A 21,532-nucleotide genomic window follows, 5' to 3' on the forward strand; every position below is an offset into this window, starting at 1 on the left:
TTCGTCTCTAGCTTGCAGGATCGCATGGATATTCCGACCGTGCCTACGCCCACGTCGCATTTCTTCACGTCGTTGCGCACGCGGCTTCATTATCTCGACTGGGGCAATCCATCTGCGCCCACGCTGATCCTGCTGCATGGCGGGTTCGACCATGCGCGCAGCTGGGACTGGACGGCGCGGGCGCTGGCGCGCGACTATCATGTGATCGCACCCGATCTGCGCGGCCATGGCGACAGCGCCTGGTCGCCCGACGGCTCCTATATGATGAGCAATTTCGTCTATGATCTGGCCCAGCTTGTCGACCTGCTGGACCGGGCGCCGGTGACGATCGTGGGCCACTCGCTCGGCGGGGCGATCAGCCTTCGCTATGCCGGCCTCTTCCCCGAAAAGCTGCGCCGGATCGTCGCGATCGAAGGCCTCGGCCTGTCGCCCGAACGTGTCCGGCAGCAAGCCGAGCAGGAGACGACCGACGTCTGGCGCCAGTGGATTGCGGGACGGCGCGCCAGCGCCGGGCGCACGCCGCGCCGCTACCCCACGATCGAAGCCGCCGTTGGCCGCATGCGGGAACGCAATGAACATCTGTCGGTGGAACAGGCGCTGCATCTGACCGCCCACGGCGTCAACCGCAATGAAGATGGCAGCTATGGCTGGAAATTCGATCCCTATCTGAATGCCCAGACGCCGCAGGCCGGCACCGACAGTGACCTCCCCGCCTTCTGGTCGCAGATCAGCAGCCCCACCCTCCTCTGCCTCGGCAAGGATAGCTGGGCGTCCAACCCGGTCCGGGACGGGCGCATCCGTCATTTCCAGAATGCACGACTGGTCGAGTTCGGCAATGCCGGCCACTGGCTGCACCATGACCAGTTCGACCATTTCATCACCGAAGTGCGCGGTTTTCTTCAGGAAGAAAGCAGCGTGGCGGATCGCGCCGCCCGCTAAGCGCGGCACCAGCGCACCACTGTATTGATAATATAATACAGTGGTGCTATTCTGCGATCCTGGACAGTTCCGGGAGCAGGACCGATGTATAGCGAGAGCGATCTTCAGGATGCGGTGACAGCAGGCGTCATTCCCGCCACGGCCGCACAGGCGTTGCGCGATCATGTGGCGCAATTGCGCGCCAGTCCGGTCGTGGATGAAGAACATTTTCGACTGCTCACCGGCTTCAATGACATCTTCGTCGCCATCGCCAGCATCATCCTGCTGGTCGCGGTCGGCTGGCTCGGCAACAGCGTCCGTTTGGGTGCTTCCCCGCATGAACCGGCCTTCATGTCGGGCCTGCTGGTCGCGGCGGCCAGTTGGGGTCTGGCCGAATATTTCACCCGTCGACGCCGCATGGCCCTCCCGTCAATCCTGCTGCTGGCGGGTTTCGTGGGCGGCACCGGCTTTGCGCTGTTCGCGCTGGCGATCCGCATCTTCCCCCATGCCGGCGACAGTCTGGCGTCGCTGATCTTCGCAGCCGTCGCGGCGATGAGCGGCCTGGCCGCCTTCGCCCACTGGCGCCGCTTCCACGTGCCGATCACCGTGGCAGCCGGGTCCGCAGCCGCCGCCGGGGTGATCGCCGGCCTCATCATGGCGGCTACCCCGGATAGCAAAGCCCTGCCCTTCCTGCTCCTGCTGGTATCGGGGCTGGCGATCTTCGCCCTCGCCATGTGGTGGGACATGAGCGATCGTAGCCGGACCACGCGCCGGTCCGATGTCGCCTTCTGGCTCCATCTGGCCGCCGCGCCGATGATCGCCCATGCGCTGTTCCACCTGCTCGGCGTGCTGAACGGGGACGAGATCAGCGTGGGCCGCGCCATATTGGTGATCGCGCTTTATGTCGCCTTCGGTCTGGTGGCACTGGCGATCGACAGGCGGGCGCTGCTGGTGTCCAGCCTCGCCTATGTGCTGTTCGCGCTCTACGCGCTGTTCAAACAGGCCGGCGCCGTCGAACTGTCCTGGGCGCTGACCAGTCTGGTGATCGGCTCCGCCCTGCTGCTGCTGTCGGCGCTATGGCACCATGCCCGCGCGCTAATCGTCCATGGCCTGCCGCCGATGGTGACGGATCGCCTGCCCTATCTGGACCGGGCGACCGTCTGACCATCAGCACTCGCTCAATCCTCGACGATGCGCAGCAATTTCCGTTCGACCGGGGCCAGTACGCCCTGCAATTCCTGACCACGCTTGAGTATCTGACCGCTTTCACCGACCAGCGACCACATGCCCTGCCGATGACGCAGCGCCGGGCGTTTTTCGATGCGATATTCGGGACGTTCTGCACTACGGCGAAAGGCGCTGAAGATCGCTGCCTCCCGCCCCATGTCCATCGCATAGTCACGCCAGTGACCGGCCGACACCATCCGGCCGTACAAGTCCATGATCCGCTGCAATTCCAGCCGGTCGAACCCGACCTGACCCGCACCATTGACAGGAAACGGCGTCACATTGGTCATCAGGCCCGGCCGCGCTCCTTGAACAGCGGCGCGTCATCGCCCGGCAGAACCGGTGTCTGCCGTTCGGCCATTAGTTCGGCGAGTCGCTTCTGAAGCTGCTCGACTTCGCACTGGAGCATTTCCAGCTTCTGCTTTTCCGGATCGAAACAATCGCTGCACGGCGTGCCGTAGGGCAGGAATTCGCGCTGATAAGCGGTGACATCCACCAGCATCGGCCGCGCGGGGATGCCAACCATGGTTGCCGCTTCGGCCACATCCTTCGTCACGACGGCATTGGCGCCGACCCGCGCGCGCGGGCCGACCTGAATCGGCCCCAGAACCTGCGCGCCCGAACCCACGATCACCCCGTCATGCAAAGTCGGGTGCCGCTTGCCCGCGATGCCATTGGCCGGATCGGTGCCGCCCAGCGTCACATTCTGATATAGGGTGACGTCGTCGCCAATCTCCGCCGTCTCGCCGATCACGGTGAAGCCATGGTCGATGAAGAAGCGCTTGCCGATCTTCGCGCCGGGATGAATGTCATTCCCGGTCAAGAAGCGCGACATATGGTTGACCGCACGGGCGAGAAAAAACAGATCGGACTGATACAGCCGATGCGCCACCCGGTGGAAGGCCAGCGACCAGACGCCGGGATAAAGCAGAATTTCCGCGCGGGATCGCGGCGCAGGATCACGGGCTTTCACCGAATCCAGATAAGCAATGAGGTTGCGCACCATCCCGTCGTCCCTGACCGTTTCCCAACATCTTATGAGCAACGCATATAAGCGAACCGGCCGATCATTTCCAGATGCTGCCCCAATCAGCCTTTGCGGCAATAAATAGAAACTTGCTTGGCGTAAGGATATATTCCAATCATGGAGGTAGACAATATCGCCAGGGGGTAATGGATGATCGACACTTTCGTCGCCAATTTTGACGACATCTGGCCTTTCATCCTGGTCGGTTTCGGGGCGCAGATCATCGATGGCGCACTGGGCATGGCCTATGGCGTGATTTCCAGCACGCTGCTGCTGACGCTCGGCGTACCGCCCAGCCGCGCCTCCGCCAGCGTCCATGTCGCCGAAACATTCACCACCGGCGTATCGGCGATCAGTCACATCCTGCACCGCAATGTAGACTGGAAACTATTTGCCAAACTCATCATCCCCGGCGTGATCGGCGGCGTAACCGGCGCCTATATCCTGTCCAGCATCGACGGCGCGTTCATCAAGCCCTTCGTTCAGGTCTATCTTGCCTCGATCGGCCTCTATCTGATCTGGCGCGGATTCCACCTGCCGCCCAAGCCGCGCGACCCGAAATGGGTAACGCCGCTGGGTCTGATCGGCGGCTTCATGGATGCGTCAGGCGGCGGCGGCTGGGGTCCGGTCGTAACGTCCAACCTGCTGATTCAGGGGTCCAGCCCGCGCCATACGATCGGCACGGTCAATACGGTCGAATTCATCCTGACCACCGCGATCAGCCTGACCTTCATCTTCCATCTGGGCTGGGAAACCTTCACCACCTACACGCTGGGCCTGCTGGTCGGCGGTGTCGTCGCCGCCCCCTTCGGCGCCATGCTGGCCCGCCATGTCGCGCCGCGGGTGCTGTTCACGGCGGTCGGCATCATCCTGACGCTGACATCGCTGTTCGGAGTCGCCAAATATCTTGGATATATCGGCTGAACCGCTTATATTCGGCTTTCTGATCGAGGAAGCCGATAAATGTCCAGTTACCTGCCGACGCTCAAACAGCTCCAATATCTGGTGGCGCTGAAGGAACAGGGCCATTTCGGCAAGGCGGCAGATAGTTGCTTCGTCACCCAGTCGACCCTGTCGGCGGGCATCCGCGAACTGGAATCTTTGATCGGCGTCACGCTGGTCGAACGGACCCGGCGCGTGGTGCGCTTTACGGCGCTGGGCGACCGGATCGTCGAAAAGGCGCACCGCGTCCTGCGCGAAGCGGAAGAGCTGGCCGCCATCGCCGAAGCCTCCGGCAAGCCGCTGACCGGCGAATTGCGCATGAGCGTGATCCCGACCATCGCTCCCTTCCTGCTGCCGCGATTGCTGCCCCGGCTGCGCGCCGAACGGCCGGAACTCAAACTCTATCTGCGTGAGGAGACGAGCCAGGCGGCGATCGAGTCGCTGCGCCACGGCAATGTCGATTGCGTGCTACTCGCCCTGCCCTTCCCGATGGGGGATATGGAAAGCGAAATCCTGTTTCAGGACCGGCTCTATGTCGCCTTTCCCAAGGACGAACCGAGCAATCCGCCCGAATGGATCAAGCCGGGCATGATCGATGAGAGCAAGCTGCTGCTGCTGGAAGACGGCCATTGCCTGAAGGACCATGCGCTGGCGGCATGCAACCGTCCGGAGTTGCGGGCCAGCGCGACGATGATGGGCACATCGCTGCACACGCTGATCCAGATGGTCGACAATGGGCTGGGCGTGACGATGATCCCGGAAATGGCGATCGCCGGCGGGATATTGGAGCATACCAAGATCATCGCGCGACCGCTGGAATCGGAGCGCTCCTCCCGCGATATCGCGCTGGTCTGGCGCCGCAACAGCCCGCGCGAGAAGGAATTCCACATGCTGGCCGAAATTTTGCGCGACGCAGCGGCGGCGCAAAATTGCCGGTTGCCGGAGGCGGCGTGAGACATGGGGAGGTTCGCTACTTCTGGGTGAGGTTTTAATGGCCAGAATGGATGGAAAGAGAATGAACACGCCCCCTTTCCAAACCGTCATCCCCGCGCAGACGGGGATCCATCTCTCGGCTTTCCCCTTTATTGACAAATGAGGAGATGGGTTGCCGCGTTGGGCTGCGGCCGCCCTTCGGATCGCGAGAATGACGGACAAGGGTGGATTGGGGACGGTCCGATTTGGAGGAGATAATCGACCATACAGGACGCTGCGCGAAGAAAAATCATTCGGCATTAATCGTCCAATTACGGTCACTGCGGCACAGGTAGGCCGCGTATCTCTCGCCAGTATTCGTCACGCACATCGGTATCCACTTCGATTGGCATCGTGCTGCTCGGGTAGAGCCGATCAGCACCATCTTTTCGCGGCCCCGAAATCCAGTACTCCTCACCCGTCGCCACGTCGAAGTAGTTGGACTTCAATCCACCACCACCGCCGCCAAGCCGTTGAAACGTGCGCTCTTGGTAGTGAACAGACTGACCCGACTGCGAGATCGTGACGCGGCCAATCCGAGCTGGACCGTTGAGGCCGCCCGACTTATCCTCAATATACATGATCCGAGTTCGTCTAGCGTTCATTGCAAGGCCTCCGCAGCCAGCGATAGCAAAGTCGATGGCCAACCGGAACGGCTGCTTTCCACCAGATTTGGTCATACCAGCCGATTGGATGTGCGGCCGGTTTCAGGAAATGCAAATGATCTGATCGAGTGACCACCTTTGGTCGCTTTGCACCGACGGTGCATATTATATGCGCGCAGAGGCGCGGAGAACGCAGGGCAAGCATGGCAATTTCCTCTGCGCTCTCTGCGCCTCTGCGCGAAATCTTTCTTTAATTTGGTTCACGCGGAGGCGCGAAGACGCGGAGAGTTTGCGCATTCTCTCCGCGTCTTCGCGCGAACAACATATATAGCCTGCGACGCCACTCCAGCGACCTGTCTGTTCAAGCCGATACAACGATCGCCTCAGGCCCCAGCTTTCGCGGAAAAGGGGGATGATTTCGGGCATCATCACAGCATGCTTCCTGCGTCCATTTCTGGTCAAAACCCGCCCGACTGGCTCCTGTCCTACAGACCCCAAGTCAGCTACAGCATTACCTGCTCTCTTTCCATTGTCGATGCCTGTCGCCGCCCTGCGCTCGTCAAAAACGACATAAGGCGACAAAAACACGCGCGTTTTGCGGTTCTTTTGTCACTTTATGGTGGAAATCAGGCGATCAACCGCCCCAGCCTTTCGCCTTCGCGTCATCCTCCGCGCGCGCCTCGACCCATGCGGTTGCGCCGTCGCCGAAATGTTCCTTCTTCCAGAAGGGCGCGTGCGATTTCAGCCAGTCGATCAGGAAGGCGCAACTTTCCAGCGCCGCAGTGCGATGGCGGGATGCCGTGCCAACGAAGACGATGCGCGCGCCCGGTTCCAGCCGCCCGAAGCGATGGATGACGCTGACGCCCAGCAGCGGCCAGCGGCCCAGCGCATCCTCCACGATCCGGTCGACCTGCGCCTGCGTCATCGCCGGATAATGTTCCAGCTCCAGCGCGATGAGGCCGCCCTCCCCACGCACCACGCCGGTAAAGCTCGCCACGCCGCCACCGCCCAGCGCCTCCAGCGCCGCCAGTTCGGCGGCAATGTCGAAGTCCTGCGGCTGGATCGAAACGCGCTTCATCCGCCCGTTACCGGCGGGAAAAGGGCCAGTTCGCGCGCCTCGCCGATCACGGTCTCCAGCGGCACGAAGCGCTGGTCGAGCGCGGCGCGCAATTTGGTGGCATCGCCCAGCGCCTGCGCATAGCCGCCGCCCCGCGCCGCCAGTGCCGCGACCAGATCGGCGACCGTAATGTCAGACGATGGACGATCGATCCGCTCCTCATCCCGGCCCACGTCTTCGCGCACCCAGGCGAAATAGACGATGGTCAGCGTCGGCTCCGCCATGGCTCAGTCCATATGCTTGATGCCGACACGCAGATAATCCCATCCGGTGATCAGCGTCAGAATGGCGGCCGCCCAGAGCGTGAGGATGCCCACCGTCTGGACGAAGGGGAAATGCGGCACCGCACCGGCCAGGATCAGCGCGCCCAGCGCGATGATCTGGAAGGTCGTCTTCCACTTGGCGAGGCGTGACACCGGCACCGACACCTGCAATCCGGCTAGGAATTCGCGCAGGCCCGACACCGCGATTTCCCGCAGCAGGATGATCATCGCGGCGATGATATGCATGCCGGCAATGTCGCGGGTCGCCGCCAGCATCAGGATCACTGCCCCGACCATGATCTTGTCGGCGATGGGATCAAGGAAGATGCCCAGTTTCGACACCGCGCCCTGCGCGCGGGCCAGATAGCCGTCGAAATAATCGGTGATGCCCATTAGGCAATAAAGGCCGAAGGCAAAAGCATAGCCGGTCGTCCAGCGCGCACCGACCTCCGCCGGCCACAGCAAAGCGACCAGCAAGGGTACTGTCAGGATGCGCGAAAGCGTCAGCAAATTGGGCAGCGTCAGCATTCGGGCGACCTGCCACAGACTGGGACGCGGCACAAGCGAGGCCATGCAGGTTGGCACTGTGCAGGCGCTTGGCATTGGACAGGGACGCCGCCACCCGCTAGACCCCGCCCCGGTCGCTAACGGGAAAGAAGACGCCCAATAATATGCAAGCCTCACTCAGGCTCCTGAACAAGCGCCGTTTTCTGCCGCTTTTCATCACCCAACTGCTGGGTGCTTTCAACGATAACCTGTTCAAGAACGCCATGGTGCTGTTCGTCGTGTATCAGGTTTACAATGACGAACGGTCGGAAACCTGGTTCAGCGCGCTGGCGACGGGCATCTTCATCCTGCCCTTCTTCCTGCTGTCGGCGCTGTCGGGCCAATTGGCGGACCAGCGCGACAAGGCGATGATCATCCGCTGGGTGAAAGCTGCGGAAATCGGCATCATGGGCATCGGTGCGGCGGGCCTTGCGCTGATCTGGAGCGGCATTGCGATCCACACGCTGGCGATCCCGCTGCTGCTGGCGGCCCTGTTCGCCATGGGCATCCATTCGACCTTCTTCGGCCCGATCAAATATGCGATTCTGCCCCAGCATCTGGAAGATGACGAGGTTCTGGGCGGCACCGGACTGGTGGAAGCCGGCACCTATATCGCGATTCTGGCGGGCACGATCCTGGCCGGCCTGATCCCGATCGAGGCGGCGGCCGTCGGCATCATCATCACCGCGCTGGTCGGCTATGTCGCCGGGCGCAAGGTGCCGTCGGCGCCGTCCCTGCTGGAAAAGCAGCCGATCGATTTTCATGTCATCCGATCCTCCATCGCGCTGGTGAAGGGTACGATGCACATTCGCCGGCTGTTTCTGGCGATCATGGCGATCAGTCTGTTCTGGGCGGTGGGCTCCATCCTGTTCATCCAGTTCCCGCCGCTGGTGAAGAATGTGCTGACCGCCGACAAGCCGGTCGCCAGCCTGTTCCTGGCGATCTTCTCGATCGGCATCGCGATCGGATCGATCGCCATCAACCGCCTGCTTCAGGGGCATGTGTCGGCCAAATATGCGCCCGCATCGGTGATCGGCATGGGCGTCTGCATCGTCGCCTTCCACATCGTGTGTGATCTGTGGACGCCCGCGCCCGACGGACAGATGCTGTCGCTGGCAGGCTTCCTGGCGCATCCGCTGGCGATTCCGCTGTCCTTCTGTCTGCTGGGCGTTGCGACCTTCGGCGGCATGTTCGTCGTGCCGCTCTACGCATTCCTGACCACGACGGTCGAAAAGTGCGAGGCAGCGCGGACGGTGGCCGCCAATAATATCGTCAATTCCGGGGCGATGGTGGTGGGATCGCTCTGTGCCATAGGCCTCAGCATCGCGGGCGTATCGGTCGTGATGCAACTGCTGCTGGTCGCGATCCTGACCATCCCCTGCGCGGGCATGGCCTGGAAACTGCACAAGGCCTGCGACGGTCCGCTATGTCATTAAGCCGCGCGTGCCGCCCGACGCTTCAGAAGATGAAGCTGTAGAAAGCCGTGAAAAAGGCGCAAAAACTGAGCGCGAATAATTTCCAGTCGCTGTCGTCATCGACCGGACGCTTCTTGCCCGACGGCCCATCATCTCGCACCCGCAACACATGGGCGGGCAGCCTTTGCCGGAAGGGATGGCGGGCCGATTCGGTGGTGAGGACGAGAGGTCGGTTACGCATGGAAATTGGTTAACGCAAAATTTACCATATCTGCCAGCGCTTATTGTGGTTAACTCCGGCCCGTGTCCCGCTGCGGGACAGGCTTGACTGTATGATGCGAACAATACAGTATGAACGAACCGATGACCGACTCTGCCCACGCCGATCCCGCTGCTGCGCCGCCGCGCGAATTTGGCGCCGGTCCGCCCAGTGCTTTTGCGCCGCCCACTCCATGGCGGCGGCGGCTCCAGATTTTCGGATGGGCGGCGGCCGCTGGCCTCGCCGTGCTGATGATCCTGATCGCCTGGCTGGCGGTGACGGCGCCGCTGTCCCGATCCTTGAAGCCCATCGCCCCGCCCGCGATCAGCCTGATGTCGGCCGACGGCCATCTGATCGCGCGACGCGGCGCGGTGATCGACAAGCCCGTTACCGTCGCCGAACTACCGGCCCATGTGCCACAGGCCTTCATGGCGATCGAGGATCGCCGCTTCCAGAGCCATTGGGGCGTAGACCCGCGCGGCATCGCGCGCGCGATGTGGCATAATCTGTGGTCGGACGGATCGTCGCAGGGCGGCAGCACCATCACCCAGCAATTGGCCAAGGGCGTGTTTCTCTCCAGCGACCGCACCTTCGGCCGCAAGGCGCGCGAGGCGCTGATCGCGGTCTGGCTGGAAGCCTGGCTGACCAAGGACCAGATTATGGAGAGATATCTCTCCAACGTCTATTTCGGCGATAATGTCTACGGCCTGCGCGCCGCCGCACGCCATTATTTCAACCGCTCGCCCGATCGCCTCAGCATCCCGCAGGCGGCGATGCTGGCCGGATTGCTCAAGGCCCCCTCCCGCCTCGCCCCCACGTCCAATCTGAAGGGCGCCCGCACCCGCGCCGCGCTGGTGACGCAGGCGATGGTAGATGCCGGCTATATCAGCCAGGCGGAACGCAACGCCCTGCCCCCTGCGCGGCTGGACGTGCATGAGGAGCCAGACCCGACCAGCGGCACCTATTTCGCCGACTGGGTGCTGCCACAGGCGCGCGACCGGGCCGGTGCCGTCTATGGCGAGCAGGAGATCAAGACCACGCTCGACTGGCGCATCCAGCGCCTGGCCGAAGCCGCGATCCGCCGCGCCCCGCTGGGCGGGGCGCAGGCCGCATTGGTAGCGATGAAGCCCGACGGCAGCGTCGTCGCCATGGTCGGCGGCAAGAATTACGACAAGAGCAGCTTCAACCGCGCGGTGCAGGCCAAGCGCCAGCCGGGATCGACCTTCAAGCTGTTCGTCTATCTCGCGGCCTTCCGCGCGGGCATGACGCCGGACGACATGATCGAGGATACGCCGATCACCACCGGCACCTATCGCCCGGCCAATCATAGCGGCAAATATCGCGGTCGCATCACCCTGCGTCAGGCCTTTGCCGCGTCCAGCAATGTGGCGGCCGTGCGCCTGACCCAGAAGGTCGGCGTCGACAATGTCATCAAGGTGGCGCGCGACCTGGGCGTCACCGCACCATTGACCGAAGATCTCAGTCTGGCGCTCGGCACGTCGGAAATCCCGCTGGTCGAACTGGTCGAGGCCTATGCCGCCGTCGCAGCCGGGGCCTATCCGGTCGTCGCCCATGGCCTGCCGCCGGAGGAGCAGGGCTGGTTCGAAAAGCTGATGCAGCGTCAGCGCCATTTTAGCGACGATCAGCTGGAGATGATCCGCGATCTGCTCTCCTCCGCCGCCAATCGCGGCACCGGCAGCGCCGCTGCCCTGCGCACCAGCACTTTCGGCAAGACCGGCACGACGCAGGATAGCCGGGACGCCATCTTCGTGGGCTATGCCGGCGGTCTGGTGACGGCGGTGTGGATCGGCAATGACGATAATACGCCCTTGCCCGGCGGCGCGGCCGGCGGCGGCGTGCCCGCGCGCATCTGGCGCAATTTCATGAGCGGGGCGATCAACGAACCGGTCGAGGATACGTCCGACGCTGAGCAGGACCCCGATCTGGTCAACGCCATCGCCAATATCGCCGTAGAAACCGGCATCGGCAATGTCGGCCTGGGCGTCGACGAAGGCGGCATGACGGTCAATATCGGCCCGAACCAGATCCGCATCCCGACCGACCAGCCCGTCCCGGTTCCGCCGCAAGGCACGCCGCCGCCCCGCGTCGCGCCGACGCAGCCGGAGGGCGAGGATAATGGGCCATGATCCTGGCCTCTCCAGCTTGGTTAATGCCGCATCGTAAATTACATAATCGGATACGCATTCCTCACTTCATCGCGTAAGCCGTTGACGAAGGCCTATTTCGCAACGAAACTGCCTGCATGTCATATGGCGCCAGTTCCAATGCAGAGGTCGCGCGATGAGGGAAGCATCAGACAGCGAGGTTCGCGCCGAACATAAGGCGCTGGCGGCGCGCTGGACCCTGGCAGCCGAAGCGATGGAAGCGCTGGCCGGTGCCCGATCGATCGATGCGATCATCTCCGTCCTGCGTGCCTTTGCCCGCCGCGCGGTCGGTGCCGACGGCATCGCCGTGGTGCTGCGCGACGAGGATAAATGCCATTATGTCGCGGAAGATTCGATGGAGCCGCTCTGGGCGGGCCAGCGCTTCCCGATGCAGCGCTGCGTCTCCGGCTGGGCGATGCTGAACCATCAGACCGCCGTGATCCCCGACGTGTTCATGGACCCCCGCGTGCCGGTGGACGCCTATCGCAGCACCTTCGTCCGTTCGATGATCATGGTGCCGATCGGCCGGGTGGAATCGATCGCGGCGGTCGGCGCCTACTGGTCCGAAGCGGGCGCGCCGACCGATAACCAGATCGCGCTGCTGGAAGCGCTGGCACGCGCCGCATCGACGGCACTGGAAAATGGCCGCCTCTTCGCCTCGCTCGAAGCGCTCAACCTGCAACTGAACGAGCGGGTGCGGGAACGGACCAAGGATCTGGAAAAATCCCAGGACACGCTGCGCCAGATACAGAAGATGGAGATATTGGGCCAGCTTACCGGCCATGTCGCCCATGACTTCAACAATCTGCTGACGCCCATCATCGGCGGGCTGGATCGCATCCTCTCCGGCAGCATCACGCCCGAAGCCATTGCCAGGACGGGATCGATCGCCATGCAGGCGGCCGAAACGGCGCAAACGCTGGTCCAGCGGCTGCTGGCCTTTTCTCGCCGCCAGCCCCTGTTGCCGACGGCGGTGGACCTGACTGATCTGCTCGATGGGATGCAGGCGTTGCTGGCCAGCACATTGGGGCCGCGCATCACCCTGTCGATCGACGTGCCCCATTCCCTGCCACCCGTTCGCGCCGACGGGCATCAACTGGAACTGGCGATCCTGAACCTGGTCGTCAACAGCCGCGACGCCATGCCCGAAGGCGGTATGCTGTCCATCAGCGCCGATATCCGCGAACATGGCCTGCCTAGCCCGCTGGTCGCCCGCCCCTATGTCTGCCTGACCATCGCAGACAGTGGCATGGGCATGACGCCTGCGGTCAAGGCGTCGGCGATGGAGCCCTTCTTCACCACCAAGCCGACCGGCCATGGCACGGGGCTTGGCCTGTCGATGGCGCATGGGCTCGCCGGCCAACTTGGCGGTGCGCTGGAGATCGACAGCGAGTTCGGCAAGGGTACGCAGGTCCAGTTCTGGCTACCGGTAGAGAAAACCGCGCCTGTCCCGTCCCATGACGAGCCGTCCGCAACGGCGCAGGGCGGTTTTCAGGGCAAGGTGTTGCTGGTCGACGATAATGGACTGGTGCGCAACAGCACGCGCGAGATGCTGGCCGACATGGGCTATGACGTGGTCGATATCGACCATGCCGAACTGGCGATCAGCATGATCGAGGCAGGCTATCAGCCCGATATCGTCATCACTGATCATGTCATGCCGGGGATGACGGGCGCGGAACTGGCGCTCCGGCTGCGCGTCGACCATCCGGCCGTCGCGGTAATGATCATTTCGGGCTATCAGGGCATCGACCTGATCGCGCCCGACATCGTCCGCCTGTCCAAACCGTTCCGCCGCACCCACCTGCAAGCCAGCATCAGCGCGGCACGGGCACAGGTCGCCTAGGGCGACAAAATATCAGCCTAAATCGTCATTGCGAGCGCAGCGAAGCAATGACGTCGTGGATCATTGTGAAGTCGTGACAACCTAAAGCGCTTGCCCGGCGGCCCACCCACTGGCCCAGGCCCATTGGAAATTATAGCCGCCCAGCCAGCCGGTGACGTCCACCGCCTCGCCAATGGCATAAAGACCCGGCACCTTCGTCGCTTCCATGGTACGGGATGACAGGCCAGCCGTGGCGATGCCGCCGACGGTGACTTCCGCCTTGGCATAGCCTTCCGTACCCGACGGGACGAACGGCCAGTCCGCCAGCTTCGCCGCCACTTGCCGCAGCGCCTTGTCGGACAGATTGGCCAGTTCGCCCTGCACCCCGATCCGTTCCAGCAATGTATCGGCCAGCCGCTCGGTCAATGCCTGCCCCAGCACGCGGCGCAGATGGGTGCGCGGCCGATCGCGCTTTTCCTCCAGCAGCCAGTCCACCGTCCTGTCCGGCAGGAAATTCACCTGAATCGGCGTGCGATGCTGCCAGTAGCTGCTGATTTGCAGCATCGCCGGGCCGGAGAGCCCACGATGGGTGAACAGCGCCGCTTCGCGAAAGCGGGTCTTGTTCCAGAGCACCTCGACATCCGCCGACACGCCGGAGAGCGACTGGAACAGCGCCTCTTCCAGCCCCAGCGTAAACGGCACCAGCGCGGGGCGCGGCTGGACGATCGTCAGCCCGAATTGCCGGGCGACATCATAGGCAAAGCCGGTCGCGCCCATCTTGGGGATCGATGGCCCGCCGGTCGCCAGCACCAGCGCGCGGGCGCAATGCTCGACCCCGCCGATCGTCACCCGATAGAGGCCGTCCATATGATCGATCGCGCTTATGCCCTGCCCCAGCGCCATGGTCACGCCGCCCCTGGCGCATTCCTCCGCCAGCATGGCGACGATCTGCTTCGCCGAACCATCGCAAAAAAGCTGCCCCAGCGTCTTTTCATGCCAGGCGATACCGTAGCGCTCGACCATCGCGAGGAAATCCTGCGCCGTATAGCGTCCCAGCGCCGACTTGGCGAAATGCGGATTGGAGGACAGATAACGGTCGGCAGCGGTATGGATATTGGTGAAGTTACAACGGCCGCCACCGGAAATCAGGATCTTCTTGCCCGGCGCATCGGCATGGTCGACGAGCAGCACACGCCGCCCCCGCTGCCCGGCGACGCTGGCGCACATCATGCCCGCCGCGCCAGCGCCCAGGATGATCGCGTCATGGTCGGCCATCAGCGGCCCCGCTTCAGACGCATCAGCGCCTCGTCCAACGAAGACAGGAAACGCGAACGATCCGCCTTGGAGAAAGGCGGCGGCCCACCGATCGGATCACCCACCGCGCCCGCGCGCAGGTCCGCCATGATCGCGCGCGTCGCGATGGCCGCGCCGATGGAACTCAGCGTAAAAGGCTTGCCATTGGGCGCGATCACCACCGCGCCCGCCTTCAGGCAGCGGTCCGCGAGCAGGATATCGGCGGTGATGCAGATCGACCGGGCGTCAGCCCGTTCGGCGATCCAGTCGTCGGCCGCATCGAACCCATCGCTCACCACCACCCGGTCGAGCAGCGGATGGACAGGAATGCGGATGGGGCTGTTGCTGACGATGGTGACAGGCACTTCATGCCGCCAGGCGACCTTATACACCTCTTCCTTCACGGGGCAGGCATCGGCATCGACGAGGATCTTCATGGCTTGCGCGATAGGCCGCCGGGCCAGTCGAGACAATGGGCCTGCGATAAATCCTCATCTACGAAGGGCGCCAAGAATGCACCTTCACCTATACGTCATGCTGAACTTGTTTCAGCATCCATTTCGCCACTCGCGCCGAACCATGTGAAGGCGTCGTCCGCCGCAGCAGAGAAATTCGACACCTTCCAACGCCCTCTAGAAATCAACGCGTTCGGCCCGATGGATGCTGAAACAAGTTCAGCATGACGGCGATGGGGATGTGGCCGCTAAATTATGCCCCATTTTCCGCTACAGACGGATTTCTAGTCTATTTTCCCCTAAGACCAATCGCCGCCTTCACCCCGCGCCGCTCCTGCCCTACATGGGTCGGCATGAACGCCCCCCTCAAAGCGCCCCTGTATAACAAGGACATATTGCGGCTCGCCGCCAGCATCCCGCATCACCAGCGCCTGCCCGATCCGCAAGCCACGGTCGAGAAGCGGTCGCCCACCTGCGGATCGCGGGTCACGGCGGACGTGAAGATGGCTGATGGCAGGCTGACCGACATGGGGCTGGACGTGAAGGCCTGCGCGCTGGGGCAGGCATCGGCGGCGCTGATGGCGGCGCAGGCGATCGGCCTGACGGCGCAGGAACTGGCCGATGCGCGCGACCGCCTGACCGCCTATCTGTCCGGCGACAGCGACGATCTGGATTTCTGGCCGGGCCTGGCGGTGCTGGCCCCGGCGCGCGGCTATCCCGCCCGGCATGCATCGATCCGGCTGGGTTTCGAGGCGATCGCCGAAGCCGCCCGCATGGCAGACGCCTGATGGAGGCCCATGCTGCCGTGAGCGCGACCGACGTACTGCTGTCCGAAGGCGTGATCCTGCTGGGCGCGGCCGTCGCCTTCGTCATGCTGTTCCGCCGCTTCGGCCTCGGCGCTGTACTGGGCTATCTGGTCGCGGGCGCGCTGGTAGGGCCGCAGGGGCTGGGCCTTGTCGGCCGCGCCGAATCGAAGCTCGCCATCGCGGAAATCGGCATCGTCCTGCTGCTTTTCCTCGTCGGGCTTGAACTGCATCCCGCCCGGCTGTGGCGGCTGAAGCGCGACATTTTCGCGCTCGGTCTGGCGCAGGTGGTGCTGTGCGGCTGCGCGCTGACCGCGATCATCTTTTACTCGACCGGCTTCAGCTGGGGCGCGGCGATCGCGCTTGGCCTGCCGCTCGCCTTGTCCTCCACGGCGCAGGTGCTGCCGGGCCTCAAATCCAGTGGCCGCATCAACTCCCCCTTCGGCGAGAAGGTCTTTTCGATCCTGCTGTTCCAGGATCTCTCGATCGTTCCGTTGATCACCATCGTCGCCGCCCTGTCGCGCAACCCGGCCGATGCCGGTGGCCCGCCGGGATGGATGATGGCGGGCTATACCGTCGCGGCGATCGCCGGCCTCGTGCTGGCGGGTCGCTTCATCCTGCGCCCGCTGCTGGGGCTGGTCGGGCGGATGGGCGAGCGCGAACTGTTCGTCGTCGTCGGCCTGTTCACCGTGCTGGCCGCCGCCTCGCTGATGCACGCGCTGCATCTGTCGACCGCGCTGGGCGCCTTCGTCGCGGGCGTGATGCTGGCCGATTCGCCCTATCGCCACGAAATCGAATCGGACGTCGAGCCGTTCCGGTCGATCCTGCTCGGCCTCTTCTTCCTGGCGGTCGGCATGGTGCTGGATCTGCGCGCGGTGGCGGCCAACCCGCTCTTCGTCCTGTCCATGGCGGCGATGCTGGTCGTGACGAAGGCCGCGATCATCACCGGCCTCGCCCGCCTGTTCGGGATGCCGGGCAAGCAGGCGCTGGGCGCGGGGCTGCTGCTCAGCCAGGGCGGTGAATTCGGCTTCGTCCTGTTCGCGCAGGCGCAAAGCGCGCTGCTGATCGCGCCACAGGCGGCCAGCCTGTTCAGCGCGATCGTCACCTTCTCCATGGCGACGACCCCCTTCCTGATGCTGTTTGCCCGCCGGTTCGAATTCGCCAAGCCCAAGGATGACGGCAGCCTGCCCGGTCCGGAGGATGCGCCGCGCGGCTCCGCGATCATCGTGGGCTATGGCCGCTTCGGCCAGACGGTGGCGCAGATGCTGATGGGCCATGGCTTTGGCGTCACCCTGATCGACAAGAAGCCGGCGCAGATCGAGGTGTCGAGCCGTTTCGACATGAAGGTCTATTATGGCGACGGCACCCGTATGGACCTGCTCCACCGCGCCGGTGCGGGCGAAGCGCGGCTGATCGCCTTCTGCATCGACGATCCCTCGCTGGACAGCCGCGCGCTCCAGCCGATCGCCGTAGCCTTCCCACAGGCCGCCCTGATGGTTCGCGCCTTCGACCGGCGGCAGGTGCTGGCGCTTCAGGACATGGATCTGGCCGGGGTGGTCCGCGAAGTCTATGAATCCGCCATCTGCATGGGCGTGCAGGCGATGGAAGCGCTGGGCGTGCCGGCCGGGGAAGTGGAAGAGGTCGAGCGCCAGTATCGCGAGAATGATGAACAGCGCATGGCGCTCCAGATCGAACATGGCAATTTGCTGGCGGCGAAGGACTTGATGTATCGGCCCGGCCGCGGCATGCGGCTGCTGAGCCGAGGGGATGGGGAAGAGGCATGATCGCAATACTGGCCTGTCTGTCGGCGGCACTGGCGATCGGCGCCGGGGCCTTCGGCGCCCATGGCGTGGCTGATCCGAAAGCGGCAGAATGGCTGCGCACCGGCGGGATATATCAGTTGATCCATGCCGTGGGCGCGCTGGCGATCATGGGCGTAGCGCGCGGCGCAGCGGCGGTGATGCTGGTCGGCGCAGCGATCTTCGCGATCAGCCTCTATGTCATGGCGCTGGGCGGTCCCAAATGGCTGGGCGCGATCACGCCGATCGGCGGCACGCTGATGATAGCGGGCTGGCTGTGGGCGGCATGGAACTTCAGCCGTCCCTAAAAAGCCCTCCCCTTGCCGGACCCCCCGGCTGCGCATAGATTAGAGACCATGGCCGACCACGATCACCATCATCATCAGGAACCGACCGGCGCGAAGCTGGCCAATGCCGCGCGCGCCACGCTGGAGGCGCAGAACGAGCAATGGACGCCGATGCGCGCCGCCATTTTCGATGCGCTGGCGGCGGAGGAAAAGCCCGCATCCGCCTATGACATTGCCGACAATGTTTCCAAGGCGCGCGGCAAGCGGGTCGCGCCCAACAGCGTCTATCGCATCCTCGACCTGTTCGTGGCGAACAACATCGCCATGCGGGTGGAAAGCGCCAACGCCTATATCGCCAATGCCCATCCGGGCTGTCATCATGACTGCATCTTTCTGGTCTGCGACGAATGCGGACAGGTGACGCATATCGACAATGATCCGATCACCTCCTCGCTGCGCGCCGCCGCCGACAAGGCCGGCTTCACGCCGAAGCGCGCGGTGATCGAGATGCGCGGCACCTGCAACGCCCATTGACGGGGCTTCGCCGCCTGCCATGACCATGATCGAATGGATCGCGGCCGCGCTGGGGCTGATCAACATCATCCTCGTCGCGCGCCGATCGCTGTGGAACTACCCGTTCGCCATCGCCATGGTGACGCTCTATTTCTTCGTCTTCTTCGACGCGAAACTCTATAGCGACGCGCTGCTTCAGATCTTCTTCCTCATCATCAACCTCTATGGCTGGTGGAACTGGGTGCATAGCCGCAAGAGTGGCGATGGCGGCATTGCGGTCGAGCGGCTGAGCACCATGGGGCGCCTGTTCTGGCTGGCCGGCACGGCACTCGTGGCGGTGGCATGGGGCAGCATGATGGCCCGCTTTACCGATGCCGCCGCGCCCTTTGCCGATGCGAGCATCGCGGGCATGAGCGTGGCCGCACAAATCCTCCAGTCGCAGCGGAAGGTCGAAAGCTGGGTTCTGTGGGTCGTGGTCGATGCACTGGCGACCGGCCTGTTCTGGAGCCGGGGCCTGATCGCGACGTCGATCCTCTATGCCCTCTTCTTCGTCATCGCGCTCTGGGGCCTGATGGCATGGCGCCGCACGATGGAGCGCGCCCCGGCATGAGCTTCACCATCGTTCTGCACGGTGTCGAAAGCACCGGAAAGTCGGTGCTGGCGGATCGCCTGGCCCGCCATTTCAACACGATCTGGGTGCCCGAATATGGTCGCACCCATGCCGAGACGCATGGCGTGGAAATGGACGAGGCGGACCTGCTGCTGATCGGCCGCACACAGACGGCCATGATAGAAGAGGCGCGGCCAAAGGCCCACCGCTTTCTCTTTTCCGACACCGATTCGCTGATGACCGCCGCCTGGGCGGAGATGATGATCGGCTATGTCCCGGCTGAACTCCTCTCCCACCCCAAGGCCGATCTTTATCTGCTGATGGAAGCCGATGTCCCCTGGGTGCCCGACGAGGTCCGCGTCTATGGCGAAGATAGCGTGCGCGCCCGTTTCGCCGCGATCTGCCAGACGATGCTGGTGACGACCGGCGTGCGCTGGGCATCGGTCGATGGCGGCTGGGATGCGCGATTCGCCAAAGCCGTGGCACTGATCGAGGCTTTGGCGCCGTCAAAAGCGTCGCAAGGGTTCGACTTGGCGCAGGAAAACGAGTAGGCACCTTCCCATGTCCGAACCTGCTACCCCGTTGCTCGATACCGTTCGCACCCCCGACGACCTGCGCAAGCTCCAGCCCGACCAATTGCGTCAACTGGCCGATGAACTGCGCGCGGAAACCATTGCGGCGGTGGGCGTGACCGGTGGCCATCTGGGGTCGGGCCTTGGCGTGGTGGAACTGACCACCGCCATCCATTATGTGTTCGATACGCCCAACGACAGGCTGGTCTGGGACGTCGGCCATCAATGCTATCCACACAAGATTTTGACCGGGCGGCGCGATCGTATCCGCACCCTGCGTCAGGGTGGTGGCCTGTCCGGCTTCACCAAGCGGGCCGAATCCGAATATGATCCCTTCGGCGCGGCGCACAGTTCCACCTCGATCAGCGCGGCGCTGGGTTTCGCCATCGCCAACAAGATGCAGGACCGTCCGGGCAAGGGCATTGCCGTGATTGGCGACGGGGCGATGTCGGCGGGCATGGCCTATGAGGCGATGAACAATGCCTGCGACGCGGGCAATCGGCTGGTCGTGATCCTGAACGACAATGACATGTCGATCGCGCCGCCGGTCGGGGGCCTTTCCGCCTATCTCGCCCGTCTGGTGTCCAGCCGCGAATTTCTGGGCCTGCGCGACCTGGCCAAGCGGCTGGTGCGCAAGCTGCCCCGACCACTCCACAATGCGGCCCGCAAGACCGATGAATTCGCGCGCGGCATGGCGATGGGCGGCACCCTGTTCGAGGAACTGGGCTTCTATTATGTCGGCCCGGTCGACGGCCATAATCTGGACCAGCTGATCCCGGTGCTGGAAAATGTCCGCGATGCGGCCGAAGGCCCCTGTCTGGTGCATGTCGTGACGCAAAAGGGCAAGGGCTATGGCCCGGCCGAAGCGGCGGCGGACAAATATCATGGCGTGCAGAAGTTCGACATCGTCACCGGTGCGCAGGCCAAAGCGCCTCCCGGCCCGCCCAGCTACACCAATGTCTTCGCCCAGGCCCTGATCGCCGAGGCGCAGCGCGATCCTAAAGTCTGTGCCATCACGGCCGCCATGCCGTCCGGCACCGGTCTCGACAAGTTCGAGCAGGCCTTCCCCGATCGCATCTTCGACGTGGGGATTGCCGAACAGCATGCCGTGACCTTCGCGGCCGGCCTCGCGGCGGAAGGCATGCGCCCCTTCTGCGCCATCTACTCCACCTTCCTGCAACGCGCCTATGATCAGGTCGTGCATGATGTGGCGATCCAGAATCTCCCCGTTCGCTTCGCCATCGACCGCGCCGGTCTGGTCGGTGCCGATGGCTCCACCCATGCCGGCAGCTTCGACGTCACCTATCTCGCCACCCTGCCCAATATGGTGGTGATGGCGGCTGCGGACGAGGCCGAACTGGTCCATATGGTCCACACCTGCGCCGTGCATGACAGCGGGCCGATCGCCGTGCGCTACCCGCGCGGCAATGGCACCGGCGTCGACATGCCAACGGTTCCCGAAGCGCTGGAAATCGGCAAGGGCCGGATCGTGCGCGAAGGGCGTCAGGTCGCCATCCTCTCGCTGGGCACCCGCCTCGAAGAAGCACTGAAAGCCGCCGAAACGCTGGAGGCCAAGGGCCTGTCCACCACCGTCGCCGACCTGCGCTTCGCCAAGCCGCTGGACGAAGCGCTGATCCGCAAGCTGCTGACCACCCATGAGGTCGCCGTGACGATCGAGGAAGGCGCGATCGGCGGCCTTGGCGCCCATGTGCTGACGCTGGCCAGCGACGCCGGGCTGATCGACAATGGCCTGAAACTGCGCACCATGCGCCTGCCCGACCTGTTCCAGGATCAGGACAAGCCAGAAAAACAATATGCCGACGCGCGCCTCGATGCCGACGCGATCGTCGACACAGTGCTGACCGCCCTGCGCCACAACAGCGTGGGCGCGGAGGCGCGGGCCTGACGGTCTTCGCCAA

At 63.9% G+C, this 21,532-nt stretch carries 23 protein-coding genes; 14 read left to right on the plus strand and 9 right to left on the minus strand.

Annotated elements, in window-relative coordinates:
• Window positions 1-24: 24 nt before the first annotated feature.
• Window positions 25-939, plus strand: coding sequence for an alpha/beta fold hydrolase (locus BMX92_RS04795; protein WP_093012772.1), 915 nt, complete (start codon window positions 25-27; stop codon window positions 937-939).
• Window positions 940-1,023: 84 nt separating this feature from the next.
• Window positions 1,024-2,082 carry a hypothetical protein gene (locus tag BMX92_RS04800; RefSeq protein ID WP_093012776.1) on the plus strand — a complete coding sequence of 353 codons (1,059 nt, stop codon included), beginning with the start codon at window positions 1,024-1,026 and terminating at the stop codon, window positions 2,080-2,082.
• Between the two features lie 14 nt (window positions 2,083-2,096).
• On the opposite strand, the gene BMX92_RS04805 is transcribed toward BMX92_RS04800, so the two are convergent.
• Window positions 2,097-2,435, minus strand: coding sequence for a DUF2794 domain-containing protein (locus BMX92_RS04805; protein WP_093012779.1), 339 nt, complete (start codon window positions 2,433-2,435; stop codon window positions 2,097-2,099).
• Entirely contained in the window at window positions 2,435-3,151 is a 717-nt protein-coding gene (gene epsC, locus BMX92_RS04810) for a serine O-acetyltransferase EpsC (RefSeq protein ID WP_093012782.1), read from the minus strand. Before epsC ends, BMX92_RS04805 begins: the two co-directional genes overlap by 1 nt.
• A gap of 171 nt (window positions 3,152-3,322) precedes the next feature.
• Here epsC and BMX92_RS04815 point away from each other — a divergent pair, with 171 nt between their 5' ends.
• Both BMX92_RS04815 and BMX92_RS04820 read left to right on the plus strand, forming a co-directional pair.
• Window positions 3,323-4,096 (plus strand): sulfite exporter TauE/SafE family protein, encoded by a 774-nt coding sequence (locus tag BMX92_RS04815; protein WP_093012785.1) that lies wholly within the window; start codon window positions 3,323-3,325, stop codon window positions 4,094-4,096.
• Window positions 4,097-4,135: 39 nt separating this feature from the next.
• On the plus strand, window positions 4,136-5,068 hold the full coding sequence (locus BMX92_RS04820) for a hydrogen peroxide-inducible genes activator (protein ID WP_093012788.1): 933 nt from the start codon (window positions 4,136-4,138) through the stop codon (window positions 5,066-5,068).
• 296 nt (window positions 5,069-5,364) lie between these two features.
• Here the strand turns inward: BMX92_RS04820 and BMX92_RS04825 are convergent, their stop codons facing one another.
• The 4 genes from BMX92_RS04825 to pgsA form a co-directional block, all read right to left on the minus strand.
• Window positions 5,365-5,766, minus strand: a complete 402-nt coding sequence (locus tag BMX92_RS04825; RefSeq protein ID WP_256213281.1) for a 1-deoxy-D-xylulose-5-phosphate synthase — start codon at window positions 5,764-5,766, stop codon at window positions 5,365-5,367.
• 559 nt (window positions 5,767-6,325) lie between these two features.
• Window positions 6,326-6,769 (minus strand): molybdenum cofactor biosynthesis protein MoaE, encoded by a 444-nt coding sequence (locus tag BMX92_RS04830; RefSeq protein WP_093012792.1) that lies wholly within the window; start codon window positions 6,767-6,769, stop codon window positions 6,326-6,328.
• The gene (locus tag BMX92_RS04835; RefSeq protein WP_093012795.1) at window positions 6,766-7,032 is read right to left on the minus strand and encodes a MoaD/ThiS family protein; all 267 of its coding nucleotides are present in this window, start codon (window positions 7,030-7,032) and stop codon (window positions 6,766-6,768) included. The genes BMX92_RS04830 and BMX92_RS04835 overlap by 4 nt, the downstream gene beginning before the upstream one ends.
• 3 nt (window positions 7,033-7,035) lie before the next feature.
• A complete protein-coding gene (gene pgsA / locus BMX92_RS04840) occupies window positions 7,036-7,599 on the minus strand; it encodes a CDP-diacylglycerol--glycerol-3-phosphate 3-phosphatidyltransferase (RefSeq protein WP_093013894.1) in 564 nt (187 codons plus the stop codon).
• 143 nt (window positions 7,600-7,742) lie between these two features.
• Here pgsA and BMX92_RS04845 point away from each other — a divergent pair, with 143 nt between their 5' ends.
• Entirely contained in the window at window positions 7,743-9,053 is a 1,311-nt protein-coding gene (locus BMX92_RS04845; protein WP_093012798.1) for an MFS transporter, read from the plus strand.
• Between the two features lie 22 nt (window positions 9,054-9,075).
• On the opposite strand, the gene BMX92_RS04850 is transcribed toward BMX92_RS04845, so the two are convergent.
• Entirely contained in the window at window positions 9,076-9,273 is a 198-nt protein-coding gene (locus BMX92_RS04850) for a hypothetical protein (protein ID WP_093012801.1), read from the minus strand.
• Between the two features lie 110 nt (window positions 9,274-9,383).
• On the opposite strand from BMX92_RS04850, the gene BMX92_RS04855 reads away from it, so the two are divergent.
• Together BMX92_RS04855 and BMX92_RS04860 are read left to right on the plus strand one after the other, a co-directional pair.
• On the plus strand, window positions 9,384-11,438 hold the full coding sequence (locus BMX92_RS04855) for a transglycosylase domain-containing protein (protein ID WP_093012804.1): 2,055 nt from the start codon (window positions 9,384-9,386) through the stop codon (window positions 11,436-11,438).
• A gap of 154 nt (window positions 11,439-11,592) precedes the next feature.
• A complete protein-coding gene (locus BMX92_RS04860; protein ID WP_093012807.1) occupies window positions 11,593-13,302 on the plus strand; it encodes an ATP-binding protein in 1,710 nt (569 codons plus the stop codon).
• Between the two features lie 81 nt (window positions 13,303-13,383).
• Here the strand turns inward: BMX92_RS04860 and BMX92_RS04865 are convergent, their stop codons facing one another.
• On the minus strand, window positions 13,384-14,556 hold the full coding sequence (locus tag BMX92_RS04865; RefSeq protein ID WP_093012810.1) for a BaiN/RdsA family NAD(P)/FAD-dependent oxidoreductase: 1,173 nt from the start codon (window positions 14,554-14,556) through the stop codon (window positions 13,384-13,386).
• Window positions 14,556-15,011 carry a YaiI/YqxD family protein gene (locus tag BMX92_RS04870; protein WP_093012813.1) on the minus strand — a complete coding sequence of 152 codons (456 nt, stop codon included), beginning with the start codon at window positions 15,009-15,011 and terminating at the stop codon, window positions 14,556-14,558. Before BMX92_RS04870 ends, BMX92_RS04865 begins: the two co-directional genes overlap by 1 nt.
• Before the next feature lie 371 nt (window positions 15,012-15,382).
• Between BMX92_RS04870 and BMX92_RS04875 the strand changes: the two genes are divergently transcribed.
• From BMX92_RS04875 to dxs, 7 genes are read left to right on the plus strand one after another with little or no spacing between them, the layout of a single operon-like run.
• The gene (locus BMX92_RS04875; RefSeq protein WP_093012816.1) at window positions 15,383-15,817 is read left to right on the plus strand and encodes an iron-sulfur cluster assembly scaffold protein; all 435 of its coding nucleotides are present in this window, start codon (window positions 15,383-15,385) and stop codon (window positions 15,815-15,817) included.
• A complete protein-coding gene (locus BMX92_RS04880) occupies window positions 15,817-17,616 on the plus strand; it encodes a cation:proton antiporter domain-containing protein (protein ID WP_093012819.1) in 1,800 nt (599 codons plus the stop codon). Before BMX92_RS04875 ends, BMX92_RS04880 begins: the two co-directional genes overlap by 1 nt.
• The gene (locus BMX92_RS04885) at window positions 17,613-17,939 is read left to right on the plus strand and encodes a DUF423 domain-containing protein (protein ID WP_093012822.1); all 327 of its coding nucleotides are present in this window, start codon (window positions 17,613-17,615) and stop codon (window positions 17,937-17,939) included. Before BMX92_RS04880 ends, BMX92_RS04885 begins: the two co-directional genes overlap by 4 nt.
• A 48-nt stretch (window positions 17,940-17,987) precedes the next feature.
• Window positions 17,988-18,452, plus strand: a complete 465-nt coding sequence (locus BMX92_RS04890) for a Fur family transcriptional regulator (protein WP_093012825.1) — start codon at window positions 17,988-17,990, stop codon at window positions 18,450-18,452.
• 19 nt (window positions 18,453-18,471) lie between these two features.
• A complete protein-coding gene (gene pnuC, locus BMX92_RS04895) occupies window positions 18,472-19,041 on the plus strand; it encodes a nicotinamide riboside transporter PnuC (RefSeq protein ID WP_093012828.1) in 570 nt (189 codons plus the stop codon).
• On the plus strand, window positions 19,038-19,592 hold the full coding sequence (locus BMX92_RS04900; RefSeq protein WP_256213282.1) for an ATP-binding protein: 555 nt from the start codon (window positions 19,038-19,040) through the stop codon (window positions 19,590-19,592). Before pnuC ends, BMX92_RS04900 begins: the two co-directional genes overlap by 4 nt.
• A gap of 10 nt (window positions 19,593-19,602) precedes the next feature.
• The gene (gene dxs / locus BMX92_RS04905; RefSeq protein WP_093012834.1) at window positions 19,603-21,519 is read left to right on the plus strand and encodes a 1-deoxy-D-xylulose-5-phosphate synthase; all 1,917 of its coding nucleotides are present in this window, start codon (window positions 19,603-19,605) and stop codon (window positions 21,517-21,519) included.
• The last annotated feature ends 13 nt before the right edge of the window (window positions 21,520-21,532 follow it).

This window comes from Sphingobium sp. YR768, from assembly GCF_900111125.1.
In the GTDB taxonomy this organism is placed as follows: Bacteria; Pseudomonadota; Alphaproteobacteria; order Sphingomonadales; family Sphingomonadaceae; genus Sphingobium.